Raw genomic sequence first — 20,752 nt, 5'->3', positions numbered from 1 at the left:
GAAAAATGCGTTTTTTACCGCCACAAAAGTACAGTAAACAATTAAAGTCCATGCATATTTTGGATGATACTATTCAATTACGGGATTATCTGCACCATACTTCTTGACCACACCGACAAAAAAGCAGAAAAAGGCAAATAGATTGAACATGCCTTCCATTATTGGTTCTACCATAAAAACCATGGTAAAAGCCAAGGTGTAAATAATAATCTGGTTATTGAGCGCGTATGCTTTCTTGTTTTTTATAACAGACTTGAATACAGATATATAGGAGCTAGTGGTAAAAAAAATAAGCAGGAAAAAAGAAAGAAAACCACCCACTCGGAGCACATCAAACCAAAGATTGTGAGAATGACCAAATTCATGTTCACTCCATCCCAAAGGTTTTTCAAATAGGTTCTCCAATGATTTCATCCACCTGTCTGTACGGCCACCTCCAGAAGCAAAGTCCTGTCCATCTTCCATTCTGTTGGCAAATGCTGACAACCAATCTTGATCCAAATCAAAGCTTATGGTATTGATGGCATAAAAAACCAAAAGGAAGAACATCATGAACATGAATAGATTTCTTCTGAAAGATTGTCTCGGCATTACATAAATCAACGCAGTAAGAAACGTAATAAAAAAAATGCTTAATTGTGTCCTACTTCCAATGCGAAGCACACAAGCCACCGATATCGCAAATATGCCAAGTAGTGCTAAGCGATAAATCAATCTTAGATTCTTAACCTTAGGTATCAATAAACCCGGTATGGTCATAACTATTGCAAAATGGGACCCCATAATTGTTGCCAAAATGACCTGACCGGTCCAAAAGCTCGGTAAATTCCGGTCCACCACACCATAACCATTACGAAGTATATCAAAGAAGACAGATAAAATAGGAGTCACAGCAAATAAACAACCGGCAAAAAGTAACAAGAAGAAAAGATGGTTCCTATTGCCTTCAAGTTTTTCGGCGAAATACTTGCCCATCAAATAGAGAGCACTGGGAACCAGGGCATAAACCAAAATGTATTGTTTTCCAGCTTTGGGCTCAAATGAAAAGAAAGCAGCGAAGGTTATGGAAAACAACAGTAAAACTAAAAAAATCGTATCTAGATTTCTTGTTAAGAAATCTTTCTTAAGAATCAACAAACCAATTAAGAGATAACCAAGATAAATGTGAAGACCGTAGGGGTTCAACAGGTAAAGAAAAACCAACCCCACATAAGGAACTCCAATTCTTTGCATTACGGAAATCACTTTCGGCGCTTTTTGAAGATTTTTCGTTTTAGGTTTTGCACTTTGCCAAATGCCTGCTCAATAAACAGCTTTCTTACAGTTCTGAAAGGTATTTGTTTGTAATTGTAACTTACATCCCTATCCCAGCGGTGCTTATTTGGGTTCTGGACATCTATGGCCGTGTCATATAAGAAAAGCTCATTACCTTCAATCCCTCTAATAACGTTGTCTTCATGAGGTTTAAGTGATTTGCCGTAAGACCTTATTATCTTATGGTTCAGCAGCTTAGAGGTCAACAAATATCTCTCATGGGAATTCGATTTACACCCGTATAAATCAATGCAAACCTCATCCTTTCCTATGCCCAAAGATTCATAAAGCACCTCACTTTCGTAGAATGAATCGTAAATGGCTTTCGCTTCACAGAGTGAAGAAAAACGATACTTTTTATTTGTGGCGTAATCCAAAGGGACTTGATAGATTGTGCTATCATTGCCCACATGAGTACCTGCGTCACTAAAATTGGTGGCGACGGCTACTCTTGGATACAGGAAATAGTTGTTTTTTTCAATCAAGTAAGTGATGTTGTACTTTAGCCATGATTTAGGTGACCAACTTCGGACATAGCGAGGTACTTTTTCGATATTGTCTATATCCGGATTCTCTGCATACCAAGCCATAAATCCCTCCCATTGATCCTTGGTCCAGGCTTGACCCCATGAGGAAGCAAATTGAAAATACCAATTGTCGAAACCGTCTTCCAAAGCTTTAAAGTTTTGGCGTGTGTGTACATTAAGTTGATGACAATACAGGGATATTCCCCCTATTCTAGGTTCCCTTTTAGAAAATTTGAGTGCTTGTTCTGCAAATAGATAAAAATTTGGTGAGACGAATAGGTCATCCTCCAATACAATCACCGACCCATATTTCAAGCTGAGATCCCCACATTTTAAAATATGTTTTCGCAATCCTAGATTCGTTTCTTGATAAACCACTTTTTTGAAGCCAAATTCCCATTTAAAATCTTCGGCTATTTTAAAAACTTCCTGGTTATTGTCAGCCCTATCTATGCTAATAATCAAATCAATTTCCTTATGAGAATATATCGCTTCCGATACTGACTGAAGCAATCTGGACAACGACCTCGGCCTATTATATGCGACAACAACTATTGGAGTGCTCACAACTCTATGTATTTAGATGTTCTTCCAGGGCCTCGATATTTCTGAAATATGATGCGTGTTCTTCAATCCAGGAAGCAGGTTTTTCCCACCATTTCAATTGCAAAAGAAACTTTATTTGGTTTTCGGTAAATCTTTTCTTAATGGGTTTGGCCGGTACTCCGCCAACGATGGTGTAAGGTTCTACATCTTTGGTTACCAGCGCATTGGCGGCCACTATGGCTCCATCGCCTATTATTATACCATCCATCAAAGATACATTGGCTCCTATCCAAACATCATTGCCTATGGTTATACTGAAACCTCCCTCATGGCGTGCCGCAAACTCCTCGAAATACTGTTTATCTGCATAGGTGAAACCTACGGGGGTTTTTAGGGCAAAAAATGAAGGATGCGTGGATACAAATGTGTTGGCAGGATGTCTGCCAAATATGCAATCAACGTTCTGCCCGATAGAACAATATCTTCCTATGTTGGCTTTGGCCAATTTGGCTCCTTCTGCAATATAAGAGCCAAACCCTATTTTTGAGCCAACTATGGCACTATTTTTTCCAAATGCATTCTTTCCCTCACATTTTACGGAAAAACCAATGAAGCTTCCCTTTTTAAAAACGATTTGCTTTGTTCTTCTCAATTGTATTTTTCTTATTGAAACCGCCAAGTATGAAAGTATTCGATTAGATAGTACTATTTTCTTTAAGAAAGATTTCATTTGTGCTTGGTTGTATTACTATAAAGCTTTATACTACACTTTTGTTCTACTCTTTAAAATCGCTTTTTCCCACATATAAGCAGAGATTTCTTTCCAAACTTTTGTGGCCAAGGTGTAATCACTTGTACTACCATCCAATATTTTGGTGGCTTCGGCCTTGATCAGCTCATGCTCGGTCACAAGGTCGGAGCTGTTAAAATCCAAGGAATGAATAGTATCAGAAAACCATTCTTTCAAATCGTTTTGCATCCAATCCACTATTGGGGAACTAAATCCTATTTTGGTCTTTCTCCAAGTTACCTCTTTGGGCAAATAGGGGTCCAGGGCATCTCTCACTATTCTTTTAGTATACCCATTGCCTATTTTGCTGGAATAAGGCAAGGAATTTACAAAGCTTACAATCCTATGGTCCATAAAAGGCATTCGAATTTCCACACCATTGATCATAGAATATCTATCATAATTTCTTAAAAGAGTTGGTAAGATATTTTCATGAAACATACTATATAGATACTGGGAAAGATTATCCAGTTTGCTGAAATTAGGATGACTATTATCCATAGAAGTCATCTTTTTTCCCATAATCTTTTTTCCCATCTTCCTTATTATATAATCAAAATACAATCTTGATGAAGAATTTCTAGTGAATTGGTCTTTATTTTCATTCATGGTTCCTTGGTAAATGTTCAAGATATCTTTGGTATCCTTCAAATTGAATCTTGCATCCCAAAGGCTTTCGAGTATTCCTTGCTTATAACCACTAAGAAGTTCATCCGCTCCGTGACCATCTAAGGTCACCGTGGTACCGTTCTCTTTTACGGTGCCGTACAACATGATCATGGGCAAGGGTGAAGTGATATATAAATCCTCAAAAAGATAAAAATAGTGCTCCAACTTGTCCCAATGCTTCAATGGATCAATGTCCACAAACGTTGCCCCAATTCCCAAATGGTCAGTGACCAATTTGGCGTAGTGGGACTCGTCCAAGGGTGTGCCAGGAAAGGAAGCTACGAAGGCATGTTGCCAATCGTTGGAATAACTGTTATTGTTCTTGGCCAAATTAGCCATGGCCGCTATGGTTGCGCTGCTATCCAGTCCCCCACTGAGCGCCGTTCCTATGGTGACATCGGAACGCATTCGCAACTTACAGGAATCCATAAACAATTCCCTAAAAAGTTCGACCTGGTCTTCATAACTCTTAGGAACCTCCACCAAATGGTCCAAGGTGTTCCAATATCTATACAACTTTAATTCTCCATCTTGATAGTGTCCACTATGTCCAGCGGGAAATCGTTTTATGCCTTTAACCAGGCATTTTTCCGTCGCCTCATAGAAAAAGATATTTTTCTTCATCCAATGGAAATCATCGGAAACTTCCAGTTTGACCATGAAGGGAAAAATGGCCTTCATCTCAGAGGCAAAGACAAACTTTCCGTTGATATGGGCATAGAACAGAGGTTTTTTGCCGTATCGATCCCGGGACATGAACAGCTTTTTTGTTTCTGCGTCCCAAATGGCCAGGGCCCACATGCCATTGAACTTCAGGACACAGTCCTCTCCCCATTGGATATAGGCCTTTAACAGTACTTCGGTATCCGAGGTTGACCTGAAAATATGACCCAATGTCTGCAGTTCCTTTTGTATTTCCAGAAAATTATAGATTTCTCCATTGAAAATAACTGCATATCGCCTGCTTTCATGGAACATGGGCTGGTGTCCATTAGCAGAAACATCCAATATGGACAATCTTCTGTGCCCTAGGGAGACTTCATCTGCAATATTTTCAATTCCATAGCTATCAGGACCCCTATGGGTCATGGTGTTCAGTGCATTCTCAAACAATTCATTTTCTGAGGAGGGGACCGTTCCTAGTATTCCACACATTTTGTTTTCTTTAATTTTTGTTTATAAGAATCTATAATTGAACAAACTTAACAACCTAAAACCAATTCTAAGCCTATAATCATTTATCCTCATTGTTTAAATCACAATAACCTTTTATCTTTAAATACCTGAACAAGAAAGAGTGCCCGTATCATCATAAAAAATGAACTTCTTGTTTTCGAGAAGACCAAAGGTCCAAGAACAGAGGCAATGAATTGCGAAATTAAAGTGGCGTAAGCAGCTCCTATAATACCGTAGTTTGGAATCAAAAATAAATTTAAAAAGACATTGGCGACCATTCCAAATCCCAAACAGATAATATTATACGCTTGAAAGTTCTCGCTTATAAACCATTTCTGGTTGGCCACACCAAGAAAAACAAATACACTGCTAATGATATGGATATTTAATACCGCAGCTGACTCACTGAATGCTGATCCATATAACACTTGAATAATCCAATCGCTTATAAAAACCACAGGCAGAATTATCGAAAGCCCAAGCACAACCATTAAGTTATAAAGTCGTTGAAACCTTTCTTTATAAAGCTCATCACTTCGCATTTTAGCATTAATAATTGCAGGGAAGAGGGAACTACAAATAATTGTTGGAATGAAGTACCAGGCTTCGCTTAAGCGGACTGCCGCAGAATATTGACCCACATCACTATTTTCCAAGAATTCTTTAATCATCACCTGATCCACCCTCATGTAAACTGAAATTACAATACTGCTCAAAATTAAAGGCCAGGAATCATTTAGAAGGGATTTTGAAATGCTCCATGAAAAACGCCAATTTAACAGCGACTTTCCAAACTTCCTATAGTACCATAGTTTACCAAATGCCAAGAAAACTACATCAAACGCTAGAACGTAAACAAAATATATCAATGAAAATTCATTGAGTATTAAAAATATCTTCATTCCCGAAGAAATCAATAATCCTACAAGTCCCGTGATTGCCATAAACTTACTTCTGACTTTACTGTGGAAATAGGACCCAATAACGTCAAAGCTTTTCACAAATGTCAAAAGACCTAGAATTACAATTATTTCATTGGTTATTGGCTCATTGTTGTTCAGCATTATGCTAATCATAATCATAACAATAATTAGCGTTGAACCCAAAGTTTGAAGTACAAATGAGGATCCAAGAATAACATTCTCCTTTTCATCGGATTTCACCAATTCCCTTATGATGATATCGTTGAGCCCAAGAGAGGAAAAGGCCCCAAAAATGGCTACAAAACTCTGTGCATAGCTCAAAATTCCATATTGGTCTGGACCAAGATATCGTGTTACCCAAACTCCAATACTCAAGGCAATCAAGAGTCGTATTACCTTTTCGGACATTAGCCAGGAGGTGTTTTTTAGGTATTTTGTAAAACCCGAGTTGTTCCTTAAATACGATGAGAGTTTGGCAATCAATTTAGCGAAAGATAGAGGTTAATTGAATTTAATTGTAAATGGCTATTGAGCCAGATAGTATTCATACATTAGTCCTATCCCATCTGAAATATCAATGGAATGTTTCCAGCCCAACCGATTCAGTTTGGTTACGTCGGTGCGCTTTACCATCGTCCCGTCGGGTTTATCGGTATTGAAACTAAAAGCCCCCTTAAAACCAATTTGTTCTTTGATTTCGTTGGCCAAATCCCCTATGGAAATATCAACTCCAGTTCCAATATTTATATGGGTATTCCGAATTTCCTTCTGATTTTCTCCATAGGTATCCGAGAAATCCCGCTCCTGCATGATAAAGACGCAAGCATCGGCCATTTCCTCTGACCAAAGGAACTCTCGTTTAGGTTTTCCCGAACCCCATATTTCAACAGTGACAGCCCCATCCTGATTTCTTTGCACGCCGTATTTCTCCAAAATTTTCAACTTTGCGCCCTCGGAAGCTGTACCAGAAATGTTTTCAATGGGTAGTCTATCCAAATCCTGGTTAAGGGTGTCCCAATCATCTTTCTCAAGTGCTTTTCCCAGATGGATTTTGCGAATCAATGCCGGCAGCACATGGGATCTTTCCAAGTCAAAATTGTCATTGGGCCCATACAAATTGGTAGGCATTACCGAAATAAAGTTGGTCCCATACTGTAGGTTGTAACTTTCGCAAAGCTTTATTCCAGCGATTTTGGCAATAGCGTAGGGTTCATTGGTATATTCCAAAACATCAGTCAATAAATAGTCTTCCCGCATGGGCTGCGGGCAATGCTTGGGGTAAATACAGGTACTCCCCAAAAAGAGCAGCTTTTTTACCCCATGAAGATAACTCTGATGCACCACGTTGTTTTGAATCATCAAGTTTTCATAGATGAATTCTGCTCTATAGGTATTATTGGCGACAATACCACCTACTTTGGCTGCGGCTAAAAAGACATACTTGGGCTTTTCCTTTTCAAAAAATTCAGCAACCTCAAAGGTATTGGTCAAATCCAATTCCGAGTGGGTCCGGGTAACAATGTTGGTGTATCCTTTGGACTTAAGGTTATTGATCAAGGCGCTGCCCACCAAACCTCGATGACCAGCCACATAAATTTTGGCGCCGACCTCCATACTTACTCGAAATAATTGAGAATTCGATATCCACCTTCCTTGAGATATTGCTCCTTTTGCATGAGCTTTACATCACTCTGCATCATATCGCTTACAAGTCCTTGCAGGTCATATTCAGGTACCCAACCCAACTTGGTTCTGGCTTTGGTGGCATCCCCTATCAAAAGGTCCACTTCCGTTGGCCTAAAATACTTGGGATCTACCGCCAACACTTCCTTACCAATTTCAATTTGATATTTAGGGTTATTGCAAGCTTTAACATAGGCCTTTTCATCCACGCCTTTTCCCTTAAACTCCAATTCTATCCCTACCTCATTGAAACTCATTCGCACAAATTCTCGAACAGGTGTGGTCTTGCCCGTAGCGATAACCCAATCTTCGGCCTCATCGGCCTGTAAAATCATCCACATCATTCGAACATAGTCTTTCGCATGACCCCAATCTCTCTGGGCGTCCAAATTCCCGAGATAAAGCTTATCCTGCAATCCCAAGGCGATTCGGGAAGTGGCTCTAGTAATTTTTCTTGTCACAAAAGTCTCCCCTCGAATAGGCGACTCATGATTGAACAAAATTCCGTTACAAGCAAACATCCTGTAGGCCTCCCGATAGTTTACCGTAATCCAATAGGCGTACATTTTCGCAACGGCATATGGGCTTCTAGGGTAAAAAGGTGTCGTCTCAGTTTGAGGTACTTCCTGCACTTTTCCGTAGAGCTCAGAGGTTGATGCTTGATATATTCTTGTTTTTTTCTCCAATCCCAAAAGCCTAACCGCATCCAAAACTCGTAAAGTCCCCAAGCCATCGGCATTACCCGTATATTCCGGAGTTTCAAAGCTGACATGGACATGGCTCATAGCAGCTAGGTTGTATATTTCATCTGGCTGAATCTCCTGAATCAACCGAATTAAGTTAGTACTGTCCGTCATGTCCCCATAATGCAAGATAAAATTTCGGTTTTCTACATGAGGGTCTTGGTATAGATGATCAATACGGTCTGTATTGAATAGCGAAGAACGTCTTTTAAGACCATGTACCTCGTATCCTTTTTTCAGAAGAAATTCGCTAAGATAGGCGCCATCCTGGCCGGTCACCCCTGTAATCAATGCTTTTTTTGTCACGTTTTGTTTTGTTTTGAGACACAAAGATGATTATTAAACCGCATTATCCAAAGTTTAATACTTTAAAGGGTCAATTATTTGGTTGAAATAATCGGAGAACCAATAAAAATGGTTTGTGCCAAATTCAGCAATGAATTAAGTTATTCAAGTCTACATTCAAAAACAAGCAGTTTTAGTTTTGAAGATATAAAAGGACTAGATCTCAATTGGATAAAAAAAGAACTGCAATTTATGCAGTTCTTTTTTAAAAGTTTATTTTTAGAATACCAAAGAAATGGTATCAAAAATACATCGAACAATTAATTAGTAGTTATTGCAGAATTATTGTCCCCAAAGCTATTTTGAATTACTACCGATTTATCTGAACCTTTGACAAAAATAGCTCCATTTCCACTTGCACCTGAAATGGAACAATCCTTTATCATATTTGAGTTATCAAAATCTGCTGAAGTATTATTCTTTCCCGTATAGGCAAATGCATAAACAGGAGAACCTCCACTATAGTTGATGGCAACGTTATCAAAAGTTAAGTTTTTTGGTTCCGATCCTTGCGTATTTAGAACACCGCCAAATAGATTAAGGCCTGTAGTTGATTGAATGTCAACATTTACGGTATGGTCTTTCAATGTGAAGTCGTTGCTCTGTCCCGAAGTTGAAACAAGACGTAATGCCGCCCAGTACAATCCTACACTTCTATCCAGTGTAAGGTTCTGGATATTATTTTCAACAATTGGGCCTCCATTCTGAGGGTTATATACTACCCCAAGATTAATACGGAGATTTTCAATGGTGTTGTTTCTAAAGATTACAGAATTGTCCAAGTACCCATCATACAATCCATTTTGGGTACCGTTGGCTGCAAAACCGACTGAACCGCTACTTCTTATATAATTCGCACTAAATGTATTGTATTCGAATACCGCATCGGTAGCATCGGTGACAGCGAACGCGCTATTTGATGATTCACCAACAATCTCAACATCACAATTTGTCATTCTTATATTACGTATTTCCTGACCGCTTGAAATGGAAAAAACATTTACCAACGCCGCTTGGGCACCATTGAATATAGGTGGATTTGTAGCACTTCTAAAAAGACAATTGTTAAAATGAACATTTGAAGCATTTACTTTAACCGCTCGCCTTTGACATGCAATAAACTGATCGTTTTCAAAGTAAAAGTTGGTTTTATTATTAGCATAACTATAACCAGAACCTCGATTATTGATGAATCCCTCAGCATCGTCACCATAGATGTTCTCATATCTGTTTCCGGAAAAATACAGATTTGATTCGTTGTTTGTCTTTATATGAAACGAAATTGCCTTAGCTATTCCATAGGGCGCATTGTTTGCATTTCCATCAGTCGTAGCACCTATATTTTCAATGACGTTTCCATGAAACTGCCCTTCCACAAAATTATCTCCAATTTCCCACTTAATCCCCGTGCCTCGTGCGTATGCCCCTGCAGGTGCAAGATAGTTATGGACATGAATGTTTCTAATATCATATCGCTCATTGTTGACAATGTAAATGGCTCTACTAGCTAAATCCTGACCGTCAAACTCACCATCATATAAAACGAGTACGGGAATCTGGAATTTAAACAGGTACTTAGTTTGATTACTGACGTCACCTCCATGACTCAAATTAGAAGAGTTGGTAGTTCTTACGATACTTCCATTCATGTTCCAATTGAATTCTCCAGCTCTATTATATGTGTCTTCTCGATTTTTTATGTAAACAGCATTTGTTGCTCCCAAAGCATAAGTACTATTCCTTATCATAGCCAATATTGGAGCATCATCAGCAATGTTGTCCCCTCCATTCCCACCAAAAATTTCGGGAGTCAATCTGGATTTGCTGTATATTTCCGTAAACGTTACCTCAGGAGAAAAAGCCTGCTTGTAAGCGGTCTCAATAAAAGCTCCGTTCAAATTGATATTTGTTCCGGTAATGATACCTCCTGCAGGTTCGATGGTCTGATTTTCAGAAAATGTACAACCTGAACAATCGAAAGAATTGTTAATAACCGCTTTATACTCGGCATAATTCGGGTCCGAAATATCCGCTGCAGACTTAGGATAGTAGACTCCAGAAATTTTGTTGGTATTTTCAAAATTCGGATCCTCTGGAGGAGGAGGAGGACCATCAGAACCACTGTTTCCGCCATTGGCTTCATTATCGTTGTCTGAACCATCTGAAGTACCATCTTGAGAATCACTTTGTTCCTCAATTTCCTCTTCTTGTTCTATGATCGCCTCGTAAAAAAGGTCGCTATCTTTTTCACAGGATGCAAAAGTGAGCAAAAAAACGACCATAAAAAGCATAGTAGGTAGGTGGGGATATGAAATTTTCATAAGGTTGTTAAATTCATTTGGGTCTTAAAAATACTATAACTCAAAAGTAAATTCGTTCAAAAACGCAATTATTCGACGAAATACATTCACTTTACGCAGATATCCCCAAAAAAGTTTTCGGCGAAGTGAGTTTATCGATGAAATACAGTATTATTTAACACCTTTTAACAACCTCTGGGAGCCAAGCCCCAATTCCCTCGTCAATTATTTGTTGACATAAATCCTACGGAAATGGCTCCAGATTAGTTTTAGTTTTTACTTTAGTACCGTAAAGATATCACGACCCAATTAATAACCCAACAGAATGTACCAGGTTTTTTTCAAGAGGCTTTTAGATCTTATTCTTTGCACCACTGGTTTCATATTCCTTTTTCCAATTTTTGTATTGATTTGGTTCCTATTGCTATTCGTAAACAATGGTAAGCCCTTCTTCCAGCAACCACGTCCCGGTAGGGATGAAAAGATTTTCAATATCCTAAAATTCAAGACCATGACGGATAAGAAAGATGAGAAAGGGAATTTACTGCCAGATGAGCTTCGGGTGACCAAATTTGGAACTTTCCTCAGAAAATCTTCCTTGGATGAGATTCCCCAACTCCTTTCCATTATAAAAGGTGACATGAGCCTGGTTGGGCCCAGACCCTTGCGGGTCAGATATCTTCCTTATTATACAAAAGCGGAACAGATTAGGCATACGGTTAGGCCAGGAATAACTGGACTGGCCCAAATTTCCGGGAGAAACAATTTGGATTGGGACACCAGGCTGCAAAAGGATATTGAGTACGTCCAAAACCTTTCCTTTGCATTGGACATTAAAATCATTTTTAAAACAGCCCTAAAAGTCTTGACACGTAAAGATGTGGCGTTGGATGCGGAATCTGGAATGCCGGACTTCGATACCTACAGGAAGGGGAAGCTCTCGGACTAATACGGTAAGCCTCCATATGGTTTTCATGGGTTGAGTTCAGGGATAGACCCGGATAATTCCTCCGATTTCCTTTCTGTCAATTTTTTCTGCTTAAGGATGGCATTGTTCCATACCAGCTTTCTTTTCCCGGATGGTAATAACGGAATATCCTCTACATAAATGAGTGAGATATGGGCTTCAGGACCAAAATATCCCTGATATTGCCTCACAAGTGCCCCTTCGTCTTCCTCATCCAACTTTTTTGATGCTTTCAATTTGATCACATATTCATCAAAATCTTCCTGTATGAACTGAAATTGTTCAATCCCCCTAAATTGAAGGATATGGTGAATGATATGTGATGAAATATACTCGCCTTTGGTATTGGTGAACATATCCATCTTTCTTCCCTCAATTTTGGTGAACGTAAGATGGCCACTGATTACATCCTTTTCCATAATCCCAACATCGCCAGTGTCATACCGCAACATGGGCATGGAGTAGTTGAACAAATCCGTCACCACGATCCTGCCAGGTTTCCCCAACTCCACCGGTTTATCCTCATTGAGGTCTAAAAGTTCAACATGATAGCTGGCCCAATTAATCTCAAATGACGTGGATTCGGTTTTGGGAAACCGTTGCGCCAAAATTCCATTTTCACTGTTGGAATATCTAGATATGGCTTCCACACCAAAGTATTTGCCAATCTGTTCCCGTACGTCGTTTCCAAGTGCCTCGGCAACGGCAATTATGGAGCAAAACCTTCCTTTTAAAGGTTCCGCATTGTTTTTTTCCAAATAATCGCAGATGGTCTGCAAGGCTGAGGTGTAAGCCAAGATGTTAATGCAAGACCTGTCCTTGTTCAATTCACTTACTAGCTTGGCCAAATTTGAATCGTTAAGCTCATCAACGGAATAAGTGACCATATTCTGCACAAAGGACTTGATTTTTCCTTTTTGGTACTGTTTATCCCATAATCTCAAATAGTAAAGCCGTGCACCAACATTGTATCCTGCTCGCTTGGCGAAAAAAAGAGTGTCCGCAGTGTTGCGGTCACGCTTCGCTTTGTCCTGAAGGATTTTAAAAGGTTTACCGGTGGAACCGCTCGTCAACACCTGATGGGTGTGTTTGTCTTTATAGGAATCGCTCCGGAATGCCTCAAAGTTTTCTCGTATCAATTGTTTGTCAACGATTGGAAACTTTGCCAAGTCCATTTTCCTTGCGGCCAGTGCTGAATAAAAGGGGACCGTCCTCACCGCATGGTCCAATATTTTGGAAAGGTGTTCCTGTCGGATTGCCGTGGCTCTTTGGGAAAGTGGGTTGCCCTGAATATATGTAATTTCCCTGTAATGCTTCCACACTCGAGCACCTTTAAGCCAATCGAGGGTCCAAAAAGCACCTTTGCGAAGTTTTTCCAATGTTCTTATCATATTGGGTATAACTACTTGTGGGGAAACATTTTATACATGGTTATCAAAAATCAAAACTTATAATCCCTCCCGTGAGCTTATATGCAACAGTCCATTTCCGATACTGTCGATCACGTAAGTGTATTTATCAACTCCCTCCTCGGGAATTTTTAAATAGCGCCCGTAGTTGACGCCCCCACTTACACAATAAATCAACGGGTCATGCCTTAAGGAATCATATCTGAGCAGCCTAAACTCCGAACTGTCACCTGGTTGCAAATCCTTAAATGGCATGGAGAACATGGAAACATGGGTAAAACTATTCGTTGAACTGTTGATCACACGTATCTGGGTCGATTTCTCTTTTTGAAACAAATGAGCACCACAACACCAAAACAAAATCGTGCAACCCAACAACAGAAAAACAATGATATTCTTGATCACACACAAAAATAATGCGAACAGAAGTGTTCCCACGTATCCAAAGTAAAATTACCACTAAACGGATCCGAGAGATTTTAAAATCCGTTAAAGGTCAAAAAAATCTATGAACTGCATCCCTGTGTTAAATACTGGGCAATAATTCAATCTTGACTGTGCAAACCTTTAATTTTACACCTTCAAAGCCTCTTTGGAATGAGATTATCTTTGCTTCTGTTAATAATGTTTGCTTTTTCGCAGGCCCAGGCGCAATTTCAGGTGAACGGAAGGGTGGTAGAATACAACGATAAGGGGAAAACCATACCTCTACCTAACGCAAATGTTTATTGGCTGTCCAGTACCATTGGCACCACCACCGATTCCATGGGAAAGTTCGAGATTTCCTATCAGCCCAGTTTAAAACAACTTGTGATCAGCTCTGTGGGCTACCGTTCCGATACCATTCCGGTAAACCGCCCTAACTTGGGCAACATTGTTTTGATATCCAATGTGGTTCTGGATGAAGTAGTGGTTGAAAAACAGGTGGCCCCGCTTCAAAAATCGCTTTTTAAGGCGCAGAATGTGGTCACGGTGGACAGTCGGGAAATGCTCAAGGCCGCCTGCTGCAATCTCTCCGAAAGTTTTGAGACCAATCCGTCCGTTGATGTCAATCTTTCCGATGCCGTTCTTGGCGCCAAACAAATCCAAATGTTGGGATTGACCAGCCCTTATTTAATGTTCACCCAGGAGAATATGCCCGCAATTCGCGGAGCATCTCAAGTTTTTGGACTCTCCTTTATTCCCGGATCGTGGATCGAGAGCATACAGATCACAAAGGGTGCCGGAAGTGTTTTGAATGGCTTTGAGAGTATCTCGGGACACATCAATAGTGAATTGGTGAAACCCTTGACGGACAAACGGTTCTTTTTGAACATGTACGCGAACAATTTTGAACGCTATGAATTCAACTCCAGGTTCAACCATGTCATTACCGATGAGTTGGGCGTGGGTTTGTACGTTCACGCCAATCTAAGAAATGGGTATATTGATAACAATGATGATTCTTTTTTCGACACTCCCCTGTCCAGACAGGTCAATCTAATGAACCGCTGGCAATTTGTGGATTCCGAGAGCGGATGGGTGGGCTACGCCAATATCCAATATCTTTCGGATACCAAAGAAATTGGCCAAACTGATTTTGATTTGGAAACCGATAAGCTGACCACCAATGCTTGGGGAAGCGAGATCGCCACATCAAGATTGGACCTTTCCGCCAAAGTGGGCTATGTGTTTCCCGAGCTGCCCTATCAAAGTTTTGGATTTCAAACTGCTTACAGCAACCACGACCAAAATTCCTTTTATGGCTTGAACCAATACGACATTGACCACCAATCCTTTTACTCCAATTTCATATTTAGCAGTATCATTGGAAGTACCCAGAATAAGTTCAAAACAGGGGCAAGTTTCACCTATGATGGTTTTAAGGAGATGGTGAACACTATCCCTTTTAGAAGAAATGACAACGCAATTGGTGCTTTTTTTGAATATTCTTATGACAATTTGGAAGGGTTGAGCCTTGTTGCCGGGCTTCGGGTGGACAATCATAACAATTTGGGCACTTTTCTCACACCACGATTCCATATGAGATATTCCTTGTGGGATAAGGCAAGCCTCAGGGCTTCCTTTGGTCGCGGCAAACGTGGGGCAAATATTTTTGCCGAGAACCAACAATTGTTCGCTTCCTCAAGACAAATTGTAATCAACGGCACCAATGGCAACTACTATGGCCTGAATCCTGAAAAAGCTTGGAACTACGGGCTTAGCTTCATCCAAAAATTGTATCTGTGGAATCGGGTCATGGATATCTCGATTGACTACTATAGAACCGATTTTGAGGACCAAGTGGTGGTGGACTGGGAAAATCCAAGGGCAATTTCTTTCTATAATCTTTCTGGGAAAAGTTATTCCAACAGCATCCAGGTTGACCTGAACTACGAAATACTCCAAGATTTTTATTTGAGGGCCACGTACAAGTATTTTGATGTGGTCACAGATTACAACAGTGGCACATTGGACAGGCCACTTCAACCATCCTATCGGTTCTTTATTAATTTGGGCTATGAAACACAAATGAAAAATGAAAGCCAATGGCGTTTTGATTTCACTGCCAATACCTTGGGAAGGCAGCGTCTTCCAGATACCTCGTCAAACCCAAGTGAATTTCAATTGGATGGATGGGCACCATCATATACTTTGATCAATGCCCAAGTCACCAAAGTTTTCTCCAACAAGTTGGAGTTCTATATTGGTGGGGAAAATATCAATAACTTTACCCAGTCCTCCCCTATTATTGCGCCAAATGATCCTTTCGGAACTTTTTTTGACAGTACCGTGCTGTTTGGTCCGGTTTTGGGTAGTGCCTGCTATGCGGGATTCAGATATAAAATTTAACTTTTAGCTATGAAAAATACGTTTCTCATCTTATTGACGATTTTAACGGTCGCTTTTGGCCACGGCCAGGACAAGAATAAATCAGTGAATTTTGAAATAAAGGGCAATTGCAGTATGTGCAAGAACAGAATTGAAAAAGCTGCCATAAAAATTAAGGGGGTCAAATTTGCCTCTTGGAACTCCGAAACCAAGGAATTCCATGCCATTATCGATGAGCATAAATCTTCCATTGATGCCATCAAAAAAGAAATTGCCCTTGTGGGACATGATTCTGACGGATTTACCGCTCCCCAGAAGGTGTATGATAGTCTTCCCGAATGTTGTAAATACAGGGATCCAAATACCATGCATATGGACCATGGAAAGCATTGAGCAAAAAAAAGGGAGACGATTTTCTCTCTCCCTTTTATTATTCTGCTTCCTACATTTTTATCAAGCGCTTTACAACAAGCAGGTTTCCCTCAGCATCTGTAACACGTATGACATAGAATCCTGAGGATAGTCCGTAGAGATCTTTGATGACCAAAGTATCGGTGTTTTGAAAAGCTTCTTCCCTGATCAACATGCCCATCATGTTGAATACCTCTATAACACAGTCCCTTCGTTTGCTAAGTTTGATGGTAATCTTTTCAGTAAATGGATTGGGATGGGCAGTGATTATAACAGGCTTATCCTCCAGCAAATCACCTCCTTCTTCCCAAACAATGGGTTCAAAAAGCTTTTCAGAGAAAGGATAGGGTTTAAACAATCTACTTGGGCTTAAGGACTTGTTTAATCCTCCATTTACCACATCTATACTCGCCTCAAACGATGAACCAGGGGCTGCCTCAAATCCTGGTGTCAAATTAATTTCGTTAACCGATTCAAAACGTGCCACAGTGCCCGCTGGAACTATGAAGTTGTTTCCAGCCTCGATATTAAATTGATAGTAAAAAATCTCTTCAGGGTTGTAGGTGTTACTTACAATATAGTTGTCCAACTGTGCCAAACCATTCTCGGCATAAAACACTCCATAGACCCTTGAATCAGTTATATCATTGGGGTCAACCAATGGAATTGTCTCCCCATTAAATACATAGGTTCCATCATACCGTAACATGGAAGTCGTTATATAAGAAGAACTTTGGTGAATTTCTTCCCAGTCCTGCCAAACTTTATCTACGTGAGAATGGTGGAAATAAAATACCGGGTCTCTTGGCGAAAGTGGTGTAGGCATAGCTCCTCCGGTCCAAACGTGGGCTCCCCTGTGAATTGCCTGCCGTTCTAATCTATTTGAAAAAGTAAAAAAATTGGTTTCGGTTATGAGGTTGTCAAGATCGGTAGCAGTTGGCATTGGTCCGTTACTCGCAAGATTTCTATTTAATGACCAATTAGCATTAAAACTACCTAAAAAGCTTTCATCCCAAATAGCATCGGTCGGTGATTGATAGATAATGGAGTTCCAATAGCCCAAGCTAATTTCTGGATTGATTTCCTGCACCGCTTGCTCCATTTCAAACATTTGTCTTCTGTGCCAGGCCAGGAATATTTCCCTTTCCGACTCATCGGGAAGATTAAAATGAAGGTCCGGGCGCGTTGGATCTGCAGTATTGTCAAAATTGAAGAAATTTCCGTGAAAGGTCGCCAAATCATTAAATAGGTCTGGGCCATTTCTTAACTCGTAAAAGGCATCTACCAATTCTGAGATTTCGTAATCGGTCATCTCATCAAAGCCTTTTCGGATACTCTGTCCAAAACCGGATTGCAGAATTAAAAGACCAAGTAAAAAAAAGATCCCTTTCATTTGCTTTACCTGAAATAAATAAGATTTAGTGGGCATGTGTATAGTTCTTGACAATCTTCTCAATTATTCTTGTTTCCTCTCCAATTGTTCAATCCTTTTCAAAAGATCTTCAATTTTGGCATTCTTTAACTCCAGTTGCTTAATCTTGGCATCTTGAGCCAATAAATAAAGTGTAAGCTCTTCTATTTTCTCGAGTAACTTGGCGTTCATCGTGCCCAAATCAATACCTTCCTTTTCAATTTGCTTTGCACTAGGAATATTGGGTAAATGCCCATTTTCTTCAATAAACTTTTTCACCTCTTCCAATGCTTTCAAATCAAAATCGGGCTCAAAAACATAATCCGGCCAATTACCTTGAAGTTCCACCCTAACACCTTCTGCTATCATATTCCCGGCAACTGCCAATCGATAGCCCTGCGTGTCCGTGGTTCCAATTCCCAGATTTCTATTCGCGAACAAATCCCTTGCCGTCCAGTCCACAGTGGTCATGTTGGAATTTTCGGAAGTATAATCCACAATCCCTGTACCAGCCAAGGTAACAACTGTTTCTGTATTGCTCACTGTTGAAATATTTGATGCCGCATCCTGCGCAAAAACGGTGAAGTCATAACTAGTGTTTGGAGTTAGTCCCGTTACATTTAATGTGGTGTTGGTTCCAGTATTTCCAATGCCGACCCCATCCTGAAAAACCTCATAGTTGGTGACAGCGACATTGTCTGTAGATGCACTCCAGGAGAGACTTGTGCTTGTGGATGTTGTGGAAGAGGAGGATAGGTCAGTCACAGCACTGGGAGCCTCTGTGTCCGGAACGCCCTGGGTGCTAACCGTTTCTGTATTGCTGACCGGGGAGACATTTCCGGCAGCATCTTGTGCAAAGACAGTGAAATCATAGCTGGTACTCGGGGTCAGGCCCGTAACATTAAGTGTTGTGGCAGTACCAGTGTTGGCAATACTAAACCCGTCCTGAAAAACTTCGTAGTTTGTAACTCCTACATTGTCTGTGGATGGGCTCCACGTCAAATCTGTTGTTGTTGCGGTAGTGTTTGAGGAAGTTAAATCCGAAACTGATGTTGGTGCTTCTGTATCAGGAGCCTGAAGCGTTACCACGGTCTCTGTATTGCTTACCAAGGAAGTATTACCTGCGGCATCCTGGGCAAAAACCGTAAAATCATAACTGGTCAGTTCAGCAAGGTCTGTAACATTAAAGGTTGTGGTTCCCGTGTTACCAATGCTCACCCCATCCTGGAACACTTCATAGTTGGTCACACCCACATTGTCTATTGCTGAACTCCAGGAAAGGTCAGTGCTGTTGAAAGTGGTATTTGCTGAAGACAGGTCCGTAACAGCACTTGGAGCTTCCGTATCAGGTACACCTGCCGTAACAACCGTTTCCGTGTTGCTCACAGTTGAAACATTCCCTGCTGCATCTTCTGCAAAAACTGTAAAGTCGTAACTCGTGCTAGGCGCAAGACCTGTGACATTAAAAGCTGTGGTCGTCCCCGTGTTGGCAATGCTTACCCCATCCTGAAAGACTTCGTAATTGGTCACGCCTACATTATCCGTGGAAGCACTCCATGAAAGGTCAGTTGTGGTTGTGGTGGTATTGGCTGAGGCCAAATCTGTTATCGCAGAAGGAGCTTCGGTATCGGGAGCTTGAAGGGTTAGCACAGTTTCTGTGTTACTAACGGGAGAAGTGTTACCGGCAGCGTCTTGGGCAAAGACCGTGAAATCATAGCTGGTCAGTTCAGCAAGGCCTGTAACATTAAAGGTTGTAGTTCCCGTATTACCAATGCTAACTCCATCCTGAAAAACTTCGTAATTGGTCACCCCTACATTGTCCGTGGATGCACTCCAAGATAAATCAGTGGAATTAAATGTAGTATTGGATGACGACAAATCCGTTACCGCGCTAGGCGCCTCAGTATCCGACCCATCAGCAACAATAGTAATATTATCAATAAATACCGTGTTCCCAGCAACCAGCCGTGCAGACCATGGACTAACGTATACACGTATTTGAGGTGTGGCAGAATTCGCTGTTACAGTCCAATTATATTGAGTCCATACACCAGTTCCTATGGGCGTAGTACTAAATCCAGCCATTCCCTGCCAATTGGCAAATGCTGGATTGTTGAACTGTGCACCTCTCCTTGCCCAAATGGTAATGTTGTAATCCTGGCCCACAACTGCATCAAAAGTGTAGGCAACATAGGTTCCATTGTTGCCATTTGATACAGCCCTCAAGGAAAAGTTCCCTGACTGTACATCCGTATTATCTGAGAAAATATTGGCGGTTCCTGCCCAACCGGTCGTTGCATCGGCTTCATTTGCTGGGGAAGCGGCATTGGAATCATCATATAGGTTCTGTGCAAAAGCAAAAGAAGTCCCAAGAAAAACAAAGGAGTAGAGTATTTTTTTTATCATTTAATTCTGGCTTTAAGGCTGAAGCGGAAACAGTGTTTATAACAAAGTTATAGCACCTAAAGGGTCTCACTTATTTTTGGCATAAATTATCGATGAAATGCAAAAAAAAACTATTATCGTATTCTTTTAAGTGTCAAGAAAAAGTAGTACTACCTAAATGTTCGCCGTGTTAAATTCCAAATAATTTTTTTTCGAATGCAACGTTAGTTTCTTAACGAACAAACAGATTTTAAAACAAATTGCCAGGGATGGCTTATATTTACATCAATCGGTAGGTATAAACTGTATTTATATTGAAATTTCAACATGTGGGTTTATTTT

General features: G+C 40.4%; 15 protein-coding genes. 3 read left to right on the top strand and 12 right to left on the bottom strand.

What is annotated here, in order from left to right; all coding sequences use genetic code 11:
* Nucleotides 1–69: 69 nt before the first annotated feature.
* The 8 genes from K7G75_RS09065 to K7G75_RS09030 form a co-directional block, all read right to left on the bottom strand.
* A complete protein-coding gene (locus K7G75_RS09065) occupies nt 70–1,233 on the bottom strand; it encodes a hypothetical protein (RefSeq protein ID WP_222983935.1) in 1,164 nt (387 codons plus the stop codon).
* 8 nt (nt 1,234–1,241) lie between these two features.
* A complete protein-coding gene (locus K7G75_RS09060) occupies nt 1,242–1,988 on the bottom strand; it encodes a hypothetical protein (RefSeq protein WP_222983934.1) in 747 nt (248 codons plus the stop codon).
* Nucleotides 1,989–2,412: 424 nt separating this feature from the next.
* On the bottom strand, nt 2,413–3,039 hold the full coding sequence (locus tag K7G75_RS09055) for a CatB-related O-acetyltransferase (protein WP_262420306.1): 627 nt from the start codon (nt 3,037–3,039) through the stop codon (nt 2,413–2,415).
* Between the two features lie 111 nt (nt 3,040–3,150).
* Entirely contained in the window at nt 3,151–5,001 is a 1,851-nt protein-coding gene (asnB, locus tag K7G75_RS09050; RefSeq protein WP_222983932.1) for an asparagine synthase (glutamine-hydrolyzing), read from the bottom strand.
* A 101-nt stretch (nt 5,002–5,102) separates the two neighbouring features.
* A complete protein-coding gene (locus tag K7G75_RS09045) occupies nt 5,103–6,428 on the bottom strand; it encodes a flippase (protein WP_262420305.1) in 1,326 nt (441 codons plus the stop codon).
* A 42-nt stretch (nt 6,429–6,470) separates the two neighbouring features.
* Nucleotides 6,471–7,559, bottom strand: a complete 1,089-nt coding sequence (locus tag K7G75_RS09040) for a GDP-L-fucose synthase family protein (protein ID WP_222983930.1) — start codon at nt 7,557–7,559, stop codon at nt 6,471–6,473.
* Nucleotides 7,560–7,561: 2 nt separating this feature from the next.
* Entirely contained in the window at nt 7,562–8,677 is a 1,116-nt protein-coding gene (gene gmd / locus K7G75_RS09035) for a GDP-mannose 4,6-dehydratase (protein ID WP_222983929.1), read from the bottom strand.
* Between the two features lie 299 nt (nt 8,678–8,976).
* Nucleotides 8,977–11,037, bottom strand: coding sequence for a hypothetical protein (locus K7G75_RS09030; protein WP_222983928.1), 2,061 nt, complete (start codon nt 11,035–11,037; stop codon nt 8,977–8,979).
* A gap of 304 nt (nt 11,038–11,341) precedes the next feature.
* Between K7G75_RS09030 and K7G75_RS09025 the strand changes: the two genes are divergently transcribed.
* Nucleotides 11,342–11,965, top strand: a complete 624-nt coding sequence (locus tag K7G75_RS09025; protein ID WP_222983927.1) for a sugar transferase — start codon at nt 11,342–11,344, stop codon at nt 11,963–11,965.
* Nucleotides 11,966–11,988: 23 nt separating this feature from the next.
* Here K7G75_RS09025 and K7G75_RS09020 read toward each other — a convergent pair whose 3' ends face one another.
* Together K7G75_RS09020 and K7G75_RS09015 are read right to left on the bottom strand one after the other, a co-directional pair.
* On the bottom strand, nt 11,989–13,374 hold the full coding sequence (locus K7G75_RS09020) for a phenylacetate--CoA ligase family protein (RefSeq protein WP_222983926.1): 1,386 nt from the start codon (nt 13,372–13,374) through the stop codon (nt 11,989–11,991).
* Nucleotides 13,375–13,431: 57 nt separating this feature from the next.
* Nucleotides 13,432–13,695: a hypothetical protein gene (locus K7G75_RS09015; RefSeq protein ID WP_222983925.1), complete on the bottom strand. Its 264-nt coding sequence runs from the start codon at nt 13,693–13,695 to the stop codon at nt 13,432–13,434.
* A gap of 294 nt (nt 13,696–13,989) precedes the next feature.
* On the opposite strand from K7G75_RS09015, the gene K7G75_RS09010 reads away from it, so the two are divergent.
* Nucleotides 13,990–16,224: a TonB-dependent receptor gene (locus tag K7G75_RS09010; RefSeq protein WP_222983924.1), complete on the top strand. Its 2,235-nt coding sequence runs from the start codon at nt 13,990–13,992 to the stop codon at nt 16,222–16,224.
* A 9-nt stretch (nt 16,225–16,233) separates the two neighbouring features.
* Complete coding sequence (locus K7G75_RS09005) at nt 16,234–16,596, top strand: heavy-metal-associated domain-containing protein (RefSeq protein WP_222983923.1); 363 nt, start codon at nt 16,234–16,236, stop codon at nt 16,594–16,596.
* A 49-nt stretch (nt 16,597–16,645) separates the two neighbouring features.
* Here K7G75_RS09005 and K7G75_RS09000 read toward each other — a convergent pair whose 3' ends face one another.
* Nucleotides 16,646–18,007, bottom strand: coding sequence for a tyrosinase family protein (locus K7G75_RS09000; protein ID WP_222983922.1), 1,362 nt, complete (start codon nt 18,005–18,007; stop codon nt 16,646–16,648).
* 63 nt (nt 18,008–18,070) lie between these two features.
* On the bottom strand, nt 18,071–20,431 hold the full coding sequence (locus K7G75_RS08995) for a fibronectin type III domain-containing protein (RefSeq protein WP_222983921.1): 2,361 nt from the start codon (nt 20,429–20,431) through the stop codon (nt 18,071–18,073).
* Nucleotides 20,432–20,752: the final 321 nt, after the last annotated feature.

Origin of the sequence: Flagellimonas meishanensis (assembly GCF_019880545.1) — a bacterium.
Classification (GTDB): Bacteria; Bacteroidota; Bacteroidia; order Flavobacteriales; family Flavobacteriaceae; genus Flagellimonas; species Flagellimonas meishanensis.
This window is presented reverse-complemented; position numbering and strand designations above follow the sequence as displayed.